Source organism: Streptomyces sp. NBC_00247, from assembly GCF_036188265.1.
GTDB lineage: Bacteria > Actinomycetota > Actinomycetes > Streptomycetales > Streptomycetaceae > Streptomyces.
The window spans coordinates 6,276,844-6,291,712 of the sequence record NZ_CP108093.1; the positions used below are offsets into that span (position 1 = coordinate 6,276,844).

The 14,869-nt window shown below is 74.9% G+C and carries 9 protein-coding genes and 1 pseudogene; 7 read left to right on the forward strand and 3 right to left on the reverse strand.

The genetic code is table 11. The features are described 5' to 3' along the window. Nucleotides 1-31 precede the first annotated feature (31 nt). The gene (locus OHT52_RS27345) at nucleotides 32-1,633 is read right to left on the reverse strand and encodes a hypothetical protein (RefSeq protein ID WP_328722837.1); all 1,602 of its coding nucleotides are present in this window, start codon (nucleotides 1,631-1,633) and stop codon (nucleotides 32-34) included. Nucleotides 1,634-1,674: 41 nt separating this feature from the next. Next, the gene (locus tag OHT52_RS27350; RefSeq protein ID WP_275495276.1) at nucleotides 1,675-1,869 is read right to left on the reverse strand and encodes a hypothetical protein; all 195 of its coding nucleotides are present in this window, start codon (nucleotides 1,867-1,869) and stop codon (nucleotides 1,675-1,677) included. Nucleotides 1,870-2,283: 414 nt separating this feature from the next. Here OHT52_RS27350 and OHT52_RS27355 point away from each other — a divergent pair, with 414 nt between their 5' ends. The 3 genes and pseudogenes from OHT52_RS27355 to OHT52_RS31560 form a co-directional block, all read left to right on the forward strand. Further along, nucleotides 2,284-2,676: an ankyrin repeat domain-containing protein gene (locus tag OHT52_RS27355; RefSeq protein ID WP_328722838.1), complete on the forward strand. Its 393-nt coding sequence runs from the start codon at nucleotides 2,284-2,286 to the stop codon at nucleotides 2,674-2,676. A gap of 475 nt (nucleotides 2,677-3,151) precedes the next feature. Then, nucleotides 3,152-4,573, forward strand: coding sequence for a HEAT repeat domain-containing protein (locus OHT52_RS27360; protein WP_328722839.1), 1,422 nt, complete (start codon nucleotides 3,152-3,154; stop codon nucleotides 4,571-4,573). 49 nt (nucleotides 4,574-4,622) lie between these two features. Next, nucleotides 4,623-5,192, forward strand: a pseudogene (locus OHT52_RS31560) (hypothetical protein); the annotation flags it as partial. 34 nt (nucleotides 5,193-5,226) lie between these two features. On the opposite strand, the gene OHT52_RS27370 reads toward OHT52_RS31560, so the two are convergent. Next, nucleotides 5,227-5,916, reverse strand: a complete 690-nt coding sequence (locus OHT52_RS27370) for a GntR family transcriptional regulator (RefSeq protein ID WP_328722840.1) — start codon at nucleotides 5,914-5,916, stop codon at nucleotides 5,227-5,229. Nucleotides 5,917-6,208: 292 nt separating this feature from the next. Between OHT52_RS27370 and OHT52_RS27375 the strand changes: the two genes are divergently transcribed. The 4 genes from OHT52_RS27375 to OHT52_RS27390 all read left to right on the forward strand — a co-directional run bounded on the left by OHT52_RS27375 (nucleotide 6,209) and on the right by OHT52_RS27390 (nucleotide 14,818). Then, nucleotides 6,209-7,093 (forward strand): SCO6745 family protein, encoded by an 885-nt coding sequence (locus OHT52_RS27375; RefSeq protein ID WP_328723919.1) that lies wholly within the window; start codon nucleotides 6,209-6,211, stop codon nucleotides 7,091-7,093. A gap of 417 nt (nucleotides 7,094-7,510) precedes the next feature. Further along, nucleotides 7,511-9,040, forward strand: a complete 1,530-nt coding sequence (locus OHT52_RS27380) for a hypothetical protein (RefSeq protein WP_328722841.1) — start codon at nucleotides 7,511-7,513, stop codon at nucleotides 9,038-9,040. Nucleotides 9,041-9,122: 82 nt separating this feature from the next. Continuing rightward, on the forward strand, nucleotides 9,123-10,034 hold the full coding sequence (locus OHT52_RS27385) for a hypothetical protein (RefSeq protein WP_328722842.1): 912 nt from the start codon (nucleotides 9,123-9,125) through the stop codon (nucleotides 10,032-10,034). 65 nt (nucleotides 10,035-10,099) lie between these two features. Further along, complete coding sequence (locus OHT52_RS27390; protein ID WP_328722843.1) at nucleotides 10,100-14,818, forward strand: hypothetical protein; 4,719 nt, start codon at nucleotides 10,100-10,102, stop codon at nucleotides 14,816-14,818. The last annotated feature ends 51 nt before the right edge of the window (nucleotides 14,819-14,869 follow it).

Sequence of the window (14,869 nt, forward strand, 5' to 3'; positions counted from 1 at the left end):
GTCCCGCCGGCCGTGGCCGCCGTGCCGCAGCTCAGCTCTCCGCGACCGCCGGCTCCGGTGCGCGGAACGCGTCCCGCTCGTCGAACGCGTCCCCGTCGTCCAAAGCCGCCTCGGGGGCCGGCTGCCCGGCCGTGCGCTCCGGAAGCAGGGCGAGCACGGCCCGGCGGTCCGCCTCGCCGGCGGCCTCGTCGTACGGGTCCGGGGTGGCCGGGACCTGGAGCCTCAGCACCTCGCCCGCGCCCAGCCGGGCGTAACCGCGTCCGGCGGGCACGCCGGGCACCGGCGTGGTGTGCGGCTCCGCGCCGAGGACGGCCGCCACCTGCTCGCGCGCGGCGGCGCCGAGGACGACACGGGCCGGGGTGTGGGCCAGTACCGCGTCCGGGAGGCCCGCCACGGCGTCGAACTGGTCGGCGAGCACCACGGTGACCCCGGCCGCACGGCCGTGCCGCAGCGGCACCTGGAGGAGGTCCTGCGGGTCGGGCCGGCCGTCCGCCGCCGCCAGGTGCCCGAGGACGGACGGGCGGTCCAGCAGGATCCAGAGCGGGCGCCCGGATTTCCCGGCGGCGGGGCGTCCGGCCTGGCGTTCGCGGTTGGCGTCGATGAGCCGCCGTTCCGTCTCGTGCGCCGCCCACTCCAGCGTCGCCAGCGCGCCGGCGAGCCCGCACTCGACGGCGAGGACACCCTCGCGCCCGGCCAGGGAGCCGTACTCGCCGCTGCCACCACCGTCGACGATCAGCACGTCGCCGTCGCGGAGGGCCTGCAGCGCGACGGAGCGCAGCAGGGTCGTCGTACCGCTGCCGGGCGTGCCGACGGCGAGCAGATGCGGCTCCGAGGAGCGGGGGCCGGTCCGCCAGACGACGGGGGAGGCGTCATGGTTCGCGTCACCGTCCTGGACCGGTACGGTGCGGCCCACCGACCCCGGGTCGGTGAAGCCGAGGACGGTCTCGCCGGGGGCGGTGACGAACCGCTGGGCGGCGATCGTGGCGGGGAGCGGGCCGAGCACGCTCATGGCGAGCTGGTTGGCCTCCTCGTCCCACACGAAGTGGTACTCGCGGCCCCGGCCGGACTTGGCGTGCACCACCTGTTCGATCCGGGTCCGTGCCTCGCTCTCGCCGTCGGTGAACCAGGCCGGGTAGGTCACCCGGAGCCGGGCGAGGCGGCCGTCGCCGTCGAAGGCGTAGTCGCCGAAGGGCCGCTCCCAGTCGCCGCCGTGCGCGAAGAGCGGCGCGGGGTCGTCGGCGACGGAGAAGTAGGGGACCAGCGCTTCGTACAGGGTGCGCAGCCGGGTTTCCCCGGCCTCGTCCGGGCCGGTCCTCGCCGGGGTGCGGTCGCGGCCCTTCCACGCGGCGGCGCCCATCACCGCGATCACGGCCAGGACCGGCCCGTGCGGGAGGAGCGCCACCGCGGTCAGGCAGACCGCGACGAGGAACAGCCTGGAACCGCGCCGGTCCTTGGGCGTCGCGGCCCATCTCTGCCGTCCTGCGACGGCCAGCAGCCGCAGACCACGGGTGATCGCGATCAGCGGGTGGAGGACGTCGGTGGCGCTGTCGGCGGCCGTGCGCGCGACCTCGCGACCGCGAGTGATCGAAGCGCCGCCGCGCTTGAGGATGCGGGGGAGGGGTCGCCGGGCCACGTCTGTCTCCTGGAGGGGGGTGTGGAGTCGGGTGCGGAGGGTCAGAACTTGATCCCGCCCAGCAGGCCGGCGAGGCTCGCCCCGCCCGCCGTGATGCTGGGTGCGATGGCGGTGCCGGCCAGGTAGAAGCCGAACAGTGCGCAGATCAGGCCGTGGGACGCCTTCATCCCGTCCTTCTTGAAGAACAGGAAGGCGATGATGCCGAGCAGTACCACGCCCGAGATGGAAAGGATCATTGGCGGTTCTCCTGGTTGAGAGGGACGGTCACCATGAGTCCTTCCAGGCTCACCCGATGTATCTATACGATTAAAGGTGCATTGGAGTGAGAAGGTGGTGTTTTCACCCGACCGGTCCAGCAAAGGTGGTCACACGGCCCCGCGCCGGGTGCGCCCGAACGTCGTCCAGGGTGTGAGGAAAGCCGCACCGCAACCGCGCCGGAACCGCACCGGAAGGCCGTGGTGGCGCCGGTCCGTCCGGGTCCGCCCGCGCCCGGACACGTCCCTCCAGGTGTCCCGGACCCGCGCCGTTGCGGGGCAGTACCCTGTCGGTTCATCCGCACGGCCCCGGCGCCGTACGCCCCGGCGGGGCAGCGGTGACGACCACGGCAACGACTACGGCAACGACAGCGGTCAAGGAAGGCGGTCCGTCCGATGAGCGAAACCCCCGACCCCGAGTTGGTCGAACTGGCCACGAAGGTCTTCGACCTCGCCCGACGCGGCGAGACGGACGCCCTCGCCGCCTACGTGGACGCGGGAGTGCCCGCCAACCTCACCAACGACCGGGGCGACTCGCTGCTGATGCTCGCCGCCTACCACGGCCACGCGCCCGCAGTCACCGCCCTCGTGGACCGCGGCGCCGACCCCGACCGCGCGAACGACCGGGGCCAGACCCCGCTCGCCGGGGCCGTCTTCAAAGGCGAGTCCGCCGTCATCGGCGCGCTGCTCGACGCGGGCGCCGATCCGGCCGCAGGGGTGCCCTCCGCCGTGGACACCGCGCGGATGTTCGGCAAGGCCGACCTGCTGGAACTGTTCGGTGCGCGCTGACACCGCCGCCCGCGCGGGCGGCGCGGCCCAGGACGACCGGTCCGTCGGAAATGTGGTCGCGGTGGCGAAATGGCTGGGTCATCATGACGTCGCGGGTCCGCTCAGGACCACCGACGAGAGGCAGAGGAAGATGCTCGACACCAGGCAGAAGACGGCGGTCGGCCGATCATGTCGCTGCGCGGCCTAGGCCGTGTGGTGAAAGTGGCGCTGTCCGCCCGGAGGGCGGGTCCGGCGGCGTCCGGTGCGTGCGATCGCAAGGCGGAGGGTCGCCCCGGTACTGGATGTATCGGGGCGACCCCGACAACGCGGCGAGCGTGCGTGCCAGGCGTCGCCGGACAGGCGGGACTTTCACAACACGGCCCAGACGGTGTTCTTCCGGATCGCGGACGGGACCTTCCCGGCTCCGTACCTCCGGACACCACCCAGGTACTGCACAGTCCCGGTTGCGTCGACAGCTTGATGTGAGGCTTTCTCCATGTTCGATCCATTCATAGCGCCGAGCGGCACCCTGCTCGGCCTGCTGCAGAGGGGCCGCGGCGACGGCACGCTCCACGCGCTCGCCGCATCCCGTACCGAGGCGCTCGCGGCACTCAACACCTGCGTTCTGGGCGATCCCCGCCAGGACTGGCAGGTCGAGAACCGCTCCCTCTACTACGCCCGGCTCTACATCGACCTCGACGGCGGTCTTCAGGAGATCGAGCGCCACCTCGCCGATCCCGAGGACCACCTCGACACCGACGACTCCCGTACGGGGCTGGCCCTCGCGGTCCTCGGCCACCTGGCCTCGTACGGACGCGGCGACGCCCTCGCACTGCTGCGGCAGTACGCCGCCACCGGCGCCAACTGGGCGTGGGCGCTCGACGAGCTGGCCCTGCGCGACGACGACGCCGGCCTGCGCTCCCTCGCGCTGCCCGTCCTCGCCCGGTTCGCCGACACCCCCGAGGGTGCCGCCGGGCTCGCCGCCGCCGTACGCGACGCCTTCGAACCGCGCCCCTGGCGGTTGTGGGCCGACGACCCGCGCGCCGCCGTCGGCGCCCGCATCCGGACCGCCACCGAACGCGGCTCGTTCGACCGCTGGCAACGCCAGATGTCGCCCGGCGGTGGCCCCCGCCCCGGATGGAGCGTCCAGGCCGTCCTGGACTGGGCCCAGCAGGCACTGGAACGCGGCAAGGCCCTGCACGTGCCCGCCGCACGCTGCCTCGCCGCCGTCGCGGGCACCGAGGACCGGCCCGCGATCGTGACAGCGGCCCGCAGCGGACCCGAGGGCGCCCGCTGTGCAGCCCTGCACTACCTCGCCGAGGCCGAGGACCCCGCGGTGCTCGACCTGATCGACGCCGCCGTCGCCGATCCCTCGCGCACGGTCGCCGAGGCCGCCGTCGCCGCCTTCGAGCGGATGCCCGGCGAAGCCGCCGTCGAACGGGCCCGCCGCTGGGCGCACCGGCCCGACGCGCTCGGTGTCTCCGCCGCCGGCATCCTCGCCCGCCGGGGCGGACCGGCCGACGCCCCGCTCGTCCTCGGCGCGCTGCGTGAGGCCGTGCGCGCGGGCCGGCCCGACACCCTGCGGCTGGGGCCGCTGGTCGACGGAGCGGGCCGCCTCGGCATCACCTGTGCCGGACCCGTCCTGCGCCACGTCTACCGGGAGACCCCCTCCTCGCACCTGCGGGGCCGCGCAGCCCGCGCGCTCGCCGCCACCGACCCGTCCTTCGCGACCGGCTTCGCCGTCGAATGCCTGTGGGACTGCGAGGAGACCACCCGCGAGATCGCCGCGCTGCACGCGGAGACCGGGGACGTCCGCGTCGCCGAGCGGCTGCGACGCCTCGCCGCCGACCCCGCCGAGGAGGCCGAGGTGCAGACCGCCGTGCGCAGCCGCATCGAGCCCGAGGCGACCGGCGTCTGACCCGGAGTCGAACGGCGCGGTGACGCCCCGGGACGGTACTCCCCGGGGCGCGCCGCGCGCCGCAGCGCCGCCCGGTGCGGGGCGCCTCTGGCCCCGGGGCGTCGACACCGTACGGTTCCACCCCGGCCTGCGCGACGAGCGGCTGTGCCGGACCCTCGCCCCGGACGGCGAACGCCTGGTCGGGTACGTCGGACGACTCGCACCCGAGAAGCACGTGGAACTCCTCGCCGGCGCCTGCGCCTGCGGCGTCCGCGGCGCCGACTACCGCGTTCCGGCGGGGCGGGTGATCACCCTGCCCGGCCGGGTACTGCCCGGCAGCGGCGGCTACGGATCGTCCGCACCACCGAATGGGCCGCCCCGTGAGTTCCTGCGGACCGGCGCCACCCACGTGGCCCGCGCACCCCTCGGCGTCGACCTGCTGCGCCGCCACCCCGAGCGCCACGACCCCGGACCCGGCGGCCACCACCGAGCTGGAGCCACCGCGTTCCTCGCCCCGCTCCGCGGACGCGGGCGTCTGAATGCCCGTAAGCCCGCGCCCTCGGGCGCACCCGGGCTCCGCCCGTACCAGCACCGCGCGGCGGCCGGCCTCGCCGTGCCGCCGCGTCGTCCGCGGCGGTGACCGGACCCGGGCGACCCGAGCGCCTTTGTCCGGATCAGGCCGGAGCCGGATCGCCGGTCAGCGCTGCCGCGGTCAGAGTGAGGTGCTGGGCCAGGACCGCGGCAGCGGTGTCGGCGTCGCGGGCCAACGCCGCCTCCTCCAACGCGCGGTGTTCCTCGACGCCGTCCCGGCCGGGGGTACGTCGCGCCGACCACCGGCGGGCCAGCTCACTCGCGGTCCACAACCGGTCGAAGGTCTCCAGCAGGGCGTGGTTTCCACACCCCTCCAGCAACGTGCGGTGGAACACCCTGTGCGCCTCGGCCCAAGCGGCGGTGTAGTGCTCGCCCTCCTCCGGCGCGTACGCCGGAGTGCGGACCAGGCGATGGTGGGCGGCCCGCACACGGGCCTCCCATTCGACGTCGCCACGCTCGACGGACATGCGCAGCACGACCGGCTCGACGGTCCGGCGGGCTTCCGCGATCTCCTGCCAGCGGCGGTCGGAGAAGGAAGGCACCGCGAAACCACGGTTGGGCAGCCGGTCGGCCAGCCCGTCGCCGACCACCCGTACGAGCGCCTCGCGCACCACGGCCAGGCTCACGCCCTGCTCCTTGGCGAGGTCCTGTGGCTTGAGGGGGGAGCCGGGGGCGTGGTCCCCACGCATGATCGCGTCCCGTAGATGGGCGTAGACCTGCTCGGAGAGCATCTGCTTCCCCGGCGCGGTCGAGGCTCGTGCCGTCTGACTCATCAGCCCATCCTACGGCCGACCAGACGATTCCTGGGATAATCGATTATTTGTGTTACCGTCGATTGAGGCCCTGGAATCGAGGGTCCCCGAAAGCGTCCCCGTCCGGAAACGAACGCCCCGCCGTGCCTGCCCACGACCCCTCGCCGTGCCGCACATCCTCGCCATCCCCGCGGCGGACGTCCCGGCCGACGCCGCGCCCGCCGTTCCCGGCCTTGCCGTCGCCGGTCGCGCCTTCGGCCGCGCGGCGCCGATCGCCACCGCCGGAACGCCCGACCTTGGAGACAGCACCGTCATGCACCTGGACACCCTTCCCGGCTCCGCCCGTACCGGCCGCGGTCCGACGGACCTGAACGCCGTGCGGCTCGTCAGCCAAGCCGTCAGCGCCGCCCACCTGTTCACCTATCTCGCCCCCGAGACCGCCGAGGAGGCGGCTGCGCTCGGCGTGACCGACCGGGGTCCGGCCTATCTGGCTTTCCGGTCGGCCGCCATGGGCGCGGTTCCGTGGCAGGTCACCCTCGCGGCCTTCTACAACTTCAGCCCGCGGGCCGTGCGGGCCATGGTGGGCGTGTGGGACGCCGCACCGCCCGAGCGGTGGCAGGCCGCCCGCTTCCTCGCCGCCGGACGCGCGATGCGGCGCGCCGACGTGCGGCTCACGGACGAACACCTGGCCGAGGCGCGCTCGCTCATCGACCCGGTCGTCGCCGGAGCCGACTACGCCGGCAAGGTGCTGGCCGCCGCGAACACATCGGTCCCGCTTCCCACCGATCCTCTGGTCGCCCTCTGGCAGCAGATCACCGTGGTGCGGGAGTGGCGCGGCGACGCCCATCTCGTCGTACTCGCCGACAACGGTCTCGGGCCGTGCGACTGCCTCGTTCTGCACACCGCGACCGGCCGCCTCCCGACCGCTCTCGTACGGGAGACCCGTCAATGGACCGACGGCGAGTGGAGCGCGGCCACGGCTCGTCTCACCGCACGCGGCTGGCTCGACTCCCACGCCACGCTCACCGAGGCCGGCCGTGCGGCGCGCGAGCGCATCGAAGAGGCGACGGACGAGCACTGCGCCGCCCTGTGGGCGCCGATCGGCGACGCGGGCACCCGCCGCCTCGCTTCGCTGATCGCGCCCATCGGCGACGCGTTCACCGCGGCGGGGGCTCTCTGGCCCCCGCGGAGGACATGAACACGCTTCGACGGCCGCGCTTCAACGGCCGCCGTGCGGGCAGCCGTTCGCGGCCCACCCGCCGGGGCGGCGGTCCGGGGGTGGTTCGAGGGCCGGTTCGAGGGCCGACCGCGTCGGACGCCCCGCGGCCCACACCGCCCTGGTAACCCGCACCTTCCGCGGACACCGGCTGCCTGCGTGCTCACCGTGCGTGGGCGAAAGGGCGGGCGGCAGCCGGCCGGTGAATGGTCCCGGCAGAGGTCCGGAGCCGGCGGCGAGGCGGCCCGCGCCTGCCGCGGGACCGGCGTCCGGCGCCGGCCCTCGGGCGCACGGTGACGCCTGCGCACCCCCTCGTACCGGCCAGGAAGCCTGTCGGCCGGGGCGGCCGGATCTGCGCCGTTTCGACCGTTGTCGGGGTGAGGACCTAATCTGTGACGCGTGACTTCGCCTGCCGATACGGACAACGCCGCGCCCCAGCTCAGCGCGGGCCCGCGGCCCGCACCGGGCCCGGCCGCCGACGAGGGGCTCGCCCGGCGGCTCCGCGCGCTCGCCTGCACCGCGCCGCTGCACGATCTCGACGTGCGCAAGGCGAACCTCGCGGGTGAGTACACCGTCTACTCCATGGCCGAGGTCGCCCTCGCCGCGATCGACGTGGTCACCCTCCACATGGACTTCGACACCGGCGCCGACCACGAACAGATAGTGACCAGGCTGCTGCCCCGGGTCCACGCCCAGGCCCCCGACCGTCCCGCCGCCGAGCACGAACGGGTCGCCCGCTGGGTGCTGGAGAACCTCATCAACGTCGGCAGCGTCGACCGCGGGTTCCGAGCGGTCTACGGCACCTTCGGACCCGACGGCGTGTACGTCCGCAGGGACTACGACTTCAAGCTCGTCGAGGAGGTGCCCGGCCACGGCGGCACCGTCTTCCTCCGGGCGACCGACGAGGCCGTCAACGTCCTCGTCGGCGCCCTGGACACCGACGTCACCAGCGCGCAGATCGCCGCCGAGGTCAAGCTGGAGGTGCTGGTCAGCCGGGGCCGCCTCGCCGACGCGCAGCTCGCCGCCGAACAGGCCCGTTACCGCACGGTGCAGTACGCCGAGACGCTCCGCCGCACGCTGGAGGCGACCCGCCGCAACGTCCGCGCCGTCGACTGGCTGAACGCCGTCCCCGACATGATCACCGAGGCCCTCGACCACGTGGCCGACCGCTACCGCCACGAGAACGCGATCCTCACCAACATCCGCAAGGCGCGCGACGAGGCCGGGGAACCCGAGAACAAGCGCCGCGCCGCCGAACTCGTCGACATCGTCAAGGACTGCATCCGCCGCCACACCCAGCTCCAGTCCCGGCTCCTCGAAGCGGGTCCCCTCTTCCGCGCCGAACAGGACCGGCAGGCCTTCGCCACCCCCGCCTCGCGCACCGGACTCGACCTCTACGGGCAGCTCCTCGCCCCGATCCTGCCGCTCCCCGTCGAGCAGTCCATCCGGGCCACCGACGCGTTCTTCGCCCGGGGCACCGGACTGCGCACCCCCACCTCCGTACGGGTCGGCGACCTCGTCGACCTGTTGCTCGCGCCGCCCGTGGAGCGCGAACACCTGGGCGTCGAGATGCCCGAACCCGACCTGATCGCCACCCCCGACGACAGCCGGTTCAGCGAGGACCAGCTCGCCGGCGCCATGGCCCTGCTCGACCTGGAGTACGACGCACCCCGCCGGCTCTCCGGACTGCTCGCCGAGGCCCGCGCCACCGGCGACCCGGAACTGCCCTACCTGGTGGCCCTGCTGGCGGTCCACGCGGCCAGCCCACCGGTCGGCACCGCCTACCGCCAGGGAGAACGACGCCTGCTGTTCGCCGTGGACGACGGCACCGAGCTGGGCGACCCCGAGTTCGGCGGCGCCGACCTCGTCGTCGGCACCGCGCTTCTCGACGCGGCCGGCATGGCGGCCGACCGCAAGGAGGCGTCATGAGTGCCCCGCCGGCCCGCCTCCCGTCCGGCGCCCCGCGCCCCTTGTCCGTACCGAAGCAACTCCGCACCGAGGAGCCCCAGTCGTGAGCGACCACCGCGCCGAGCACACCGACGCGTGGGACGAACCCGTCGTCACCCACACCGTGGAACCCGCTCCCGCCCCGGGGCAGGCGTCCGTAACCCCAGCCGACGCCGCCGACGCCGCACGCCTGGTCTCCTTCGGACTCCAGCCCAAACTGGTGCCCGCCCGGGACGCCGAGTACGCCGACCTGCTGCGCCGCTACCGCGAGGAGCCCGCCTTCGGACGACTCGCGGACGCCGTCGCCACCGGCCTCGGCCTGGTCGTCCTGGAGGTCTCCACCCGCGCCGGCATGGCCGTCACGGCCGACGAGGACTCGGTCTTCGCCGTACGGATGGGCGACTACGCCCGCCGCGCCTCCTCCGACGCCGCCGACCGGTTCCTGCACGGCCTCGCCCACCTCGCCGTCGCCGCCATGGCCTTCCCCCGGCCCGAGGACCTCGCGGACGACTCCTACATCGGCCGCATCACCGTCAACGGCGTCGACGCGTTCGTCCGCCAGGCCTGCCTGCGGCTGGAGGAACGCGCCGCCGAGCAGGGCGAGAACACCGACCCCACGAGCGACGCCCCCGGACTCGAAGCCGGCTGGCGGGTCTACGCCCGCCGCAGCGCGACCGGTGCCACCAAGGACGCCCGCCGCCTCGCCGGATCGACCACCGGCATCATCGGCAAGGCCGTCGCCTTCCTCACCGATTCCGGCTTCCTCCAGCGCACCGGCGACGACGCGGGCGGCGCCTACCGCACCACCGCGCGCTACCAGCTCCAGGTACGCGACATGGCGGGCAGCGCCGCCATGGCCGAACTGCTGGAGCTCGGGGTCGTCCCCGTCACCGACGGCGGCGCGACCCTGCTGCCACCGCGCGACACCGACGACCTGGAGCTCGCCGCCGACGCCGGCCTCCCCTTCCACGGCTGACGCCCCACCACCGCGTTCCACCTGTTCTGCCCGTTCCGCTTCACGAACGACGAGAGTCCGCCGCCATGTACGAGTTGTCCCGGGTCCGCCTCTACTCCATCGGACCGGCCGGTGCGCGCTATGCCGACACCGTTCTCGATCTGCGCGGCGTCGGAGCGCCCGTACCCGAACCCGCCCCGGCGCAGGCCGAGTTCTTCGAAGACGAACCGGTCGGACCGCCGCGCAGGCCCGCGCCGGCCGGCGTCCTCTTCCTGGAGAACGGCGGCGGCAAGTCCGTCCTGCTGAAACTGATCTTCTCGGTGATGCTGCCCGGCCACCGCAACACCCTCGGCGGCGCCAGCTCCGGCGTGCTCCGCAAGTTCCTGCTCGCCGACGACTGCGGGCACGTCGCCCTGGAGTGGCAGCACACCCTCACCGGCGAATGCGTCGTCGTCGGCAAGGTCAGCGAGTGGCGAGGCCACCAGGTCTCCAACGACCCGCGCCGGTTCGCCGAGGCCTGGTACTCCTTCCGCCCCGGACCGGGGCTCAGCCTCGACAACCTGCCCGTCGCCGAGGCCACCGCCGTGGGCCGCACCGCCGAAGGCACCTCCGGCGCCCGGGGACGACGCCGCACCATGAAGGGGTTCCGCGACGCCCTCACCGACGCCGGAAAGTTCTACCAGCACCTCGACGTGCACTGGGAAGAGATCCACGACCGGTGGAACGAACACCTCGGCGATCTCGGACTCGACCCCGAACTCTTCCGCTACCAACGCGAGATGAACGCCGACGAGGGCGAAGCCGCCGGACTCTTCGCGGTCAAGAAGGACTCCGACTTCACCGACCTGCTGTTGCGGGCCGTGACCGACACCCGTGACACCGACGGCCTCGCCGACCTCGTCAGCGGCTTCGGCAACAAGCTCGGCCGCCGCGCCGAGCTCACCGCCGAACGCGACTTCACCGCCGGCTCCGCCGACCTCCTCGGGCGGATCGTCGAGGCCACCGCCGCCCGGTCCCGCAGCCGGGACGTCCACGCCGGTGCGGAACGCCGCACCCGCACGCTCGCGCGCCGCCTCTTTGCCCGTGCCACCGGGGAACGCGGGCGCGCCGCCGAGCTGGCCCAGCACGTCACCGCCGCCGCCCACACCGTCACCGAGGCCGAACGCACCCGGGGCCACCGCTCCCTCGTCGCCGCCGAACTCGCCTACCGCAACGCCTCCCTGGCCCTGGCCGCCGCCGAGAAATCCGCCGCCGCCCAGCGCCGCGAGCTCGGCGACGCCCGTACGCTCCACTCCGCCTGGCAGGCCGCCGAGGCGGTACTGCGCCACCGCGCCGCCGCCGACCGCTCGGCGCGCGTCGCCGTCGCCATCCGCGAGGCCGAACGGGACGCCGCGCCCGCGCTCGCCGCCCGCGCCACCGCAGCCGGCGACCTGGTACGCGCCCTGCACACCGCGGCCGAGGACGGCGAACGGGTGGCCAACGAGGAGGAGGAGCGCTCCGACACCCTCCAGGCCGAGGGCGAGCGCGCCCACCGCGACGCCACGACCGCCGCCACCGAGGCGCAGCGCGCCCGCAGCGAGGCCGGGCACCTGCGCCAGCGGCTCGCCGAGGTCGAGCAGGAGACCGCCGAGGCCGTCCGGGCCGGCTGGCTCGACGACACCGCCCCCGACGCCGACCCGGCCCGTGCCGCCCTCGCCGCGAGCGACGCCGAACAGGCCGCGGTCGCTGCCTGGGACACCGCCCGCGACGCCGCCCGCGCCTCGGCCGACCACGCCCGGGAAGCCGCCGCCGCCGAGAGCCGCGCCGAACTCGCCGCCGCCCGTGCCGCCGACGCCGCCAAGGCCGCCGAACAGTCCTGGGAGGACGAGCGCGCCGCCGCCGACGCCCTCGCCTCCGACGGCCGCCTCGCCGACCTCCTCGGCCTGCCCTCGAACACCGGCGTGCCCCAGCCCCGCAGCGGCGCAGGCCCCGACGAACCCCACGGCACCGCCCCGGGCGGTGCCCGCACCCCCGGCGAGGGCGGCGTCGCCCCGCACGGCACGGACCGCCAGGTCGCCCTGGCCGACCGCCGCACCGCCGCCCGGCCCCTGACGACCGAGGAGTTCGACCGGAGCGCCGGCGAACTGCGCGAACTGCTCGACCAGGGCATCGCGACCGCCGAACGCCGCCTCTTCGACCTGCGTACGGCCGCCGCCGACGACTCCCGCATCCTCGGCGCGCTCGGCGACGGCGGACTGCTGCCGCCCGGACCCGACGTCCTGGCCACTGTCGAATACCTCGGCGAACACGGCATCCCCGCCCTGCCCGGCTGGCGCTACCTCGCCCAGGCCGTCGACCCCGCCGACCACGCCGCCGTTCTCGCCGCCCGCCCCGAACTCGTCGACGGCGTCGTCATCACCGACCCCGGCGCCCACACCCGGGCCCGCGAGGTCCTCGGCGGCGCGGCGCTGCTGCCCCGTTCGACCGTCGCGGTCGGTACCGCAGCCGCGCTGCTCGCCCCGGTACCGGACGCGGGCAGTGCCACCGACGAGGTGTTTCTCGTCCCGCCGAACCCGGCCATGCACGACGAACTCGCCGCCGACGAGGAGCGCCAGGCCCTGCGCGCCCGGGCCGCCGACCGGGACGAGGACATCCGCGTCCTCGCCGCCCGGCTGGCCGGCGACCGCGCGCTGGCCGCCCGCATCGGCGCCTGGCGCGCCGACTGCCCGCCCGGCATGCTCGCCGAACTCGCCGCGGCCGCCGCCACCGCGCGGACGGTCGCCGAGACCGCCGAGGAGGCCCTCGCCGAGGCCCGTACGGTCCGCGCCGAGGCCGACGAAGCGGCGGCCGACACCGCCCGGGTCCGCGAGGAACGCCAGGAGGCGGCCCAACGCGCCCGCCGTGCCGCCGACGCCCTGGCCGGCCTCGCCCACCGGCTCCGCGAACGCGCCGGCTGGCAGATCCGGCTCCGCGAACTCGTCGACGAGGCCGCCGAGTCGGAGGGCCGCGCACAGACCTGGCTGGACCGCGCCCGCGCCGCCGACGAGGACCGCAGGGCCGCCCAGCGCGCTGCCGACGACGCCCGCCGCACCGCCCGCGCGCTGCGCGCCGAACGCGCCGAGATCGCGGGCGCCCCGGAAACCCTGCCCGAGCCCGGCGAGCACACGGCCCGTCAGGCGCTGCCCACCCTCCGCGAGGCCTACCGCGCGGCCTCCCAGCTGTACGAGAAGGTGGGCGTCGGCGCCGACCTCCGCGCCGAACAGGCACGGGCCGAGAGCGACGAGAGCGCCGCCCTCCTGGAACTCGACCGCCTCAGCAACAAGGTGCGCACCCGCGCGGCCCAGCTCCTCGAAGGAACCGACGGCGCCGACGGCCCCTCCCGGCAGGCGGCGGCGGCCCGCGCCGAATCGCTCGTCCAGCTCCTGGAGACCCGCGCCTCCACCGCCAGCGAGCAGCTGGGCCGGCTGCGCGGCGAGGCCGAACGCCTCGCCCCCGAGGACGAGTCGCCGCACCACACCGAACTGCCCGAGGAGCTCGTCCCGGCCGACGCCGAAGCGGCCCAGACCCTGTTCCGTACCGCCACCGGCGAACTCACCGCCGCCACCGCGTCCCTGGACACCGCGCGTGCCGCGCACGCCGAGCTGCTGCACGCCCACCGCACCGCCGAGGACTCCGCCGGCGGCTTCGACGAGACCGCCGCCCTGCTGCGGGACCTCCTGCGCGACCACGGCACCGAGGACGAGGACGACGGCCCCGAACCCCACCCGGGCACTCTCGAAGAGGCCCGGGCCTCCGCCGCCGAGGCCCGCCGCTCACTGCGCGGCTGCGCGGCCGACCTCTCCGCCGCCGAGGCCGCGGTCAGGGAGGCGAGCGACATCCTGGTACGCCACGCCAACTCCACCCGCTACGAACAGGTACGCACCCCCGCCCGCCAGCAGATCCGCGAACTCCCCGCGTCCGCGCTGCCCGAGCACGCGCAGAAGTGGGCCGACGCCTTCGCCCCCCGGCTCCGCGTCCTCACCGACGAACTCGCCCAGCTGGAACGCAACCGCGACTCCATCGTCGACCGGCTGCGCGGCCTGGTGGAATCGTCCCTCGCCACCCTGCGTTCCGCGCAGCGGCTGTCCCGGCTGCCCGAAGGGCTGGGGGAGTGGTCCGGGCAGGAGTTCCTCCGCATCCGCTTCGAGGAACCCGACCAGGCCACGCTGAGCGAGCGTCTCGGCGAGGTCATCGACGAGGCGACCCACTCCGCCCTGAAGAAGAACGCCGACCTGCGCCGCGACGGCATGTCCCTGCTGCTGCGCGGAGTCGAGGCGGCGCTGAGGCCCAAGGGCATCGCCGTGGAGATCCTCAAGCCCGACGCGGTACTGCGCGCCGAACGCGTACCCGTCGGGCAGATGGGGGACGTCTTCTCCGGCGGCCAGCTGCTCACCGCTGCCATCGCGCTGTACTGCACCATGGCGGCGCTCCGCAGCAACGACCGGGGCCGTGACAAGCACCGGCACGCCGGCACGCTCTTCCTGGACAACCCCATCGGCCGCGCCAACGCCACGTACCTGCTGGAACTCCAGCGCGCGGTGTCGGACGCGCTCGGCGTCCAGCTCCTCTACACGACAGGGCTGTTCGACACCACGGCGCTCGCCGAGTTCCCCCTGGTCATCAGGCTCCGCAACGACGCGGACCTGCGGGCCGGGCTGAAGTACATCAGCGTCGAGGAGCACCTGCGGCCGGGCCTGCCCCAGCAGGACCCGGAGGGCGAGACCGTGCACGGGGAGATCACGGCGACCCGGATGTTCAAGCGGAGCACGGAGCAGCCCACGGGCTGACCCGCGCCCGTACGCGCCGGAGCCCCGCCCTCCCCGGCGGGGCTCCGGCGC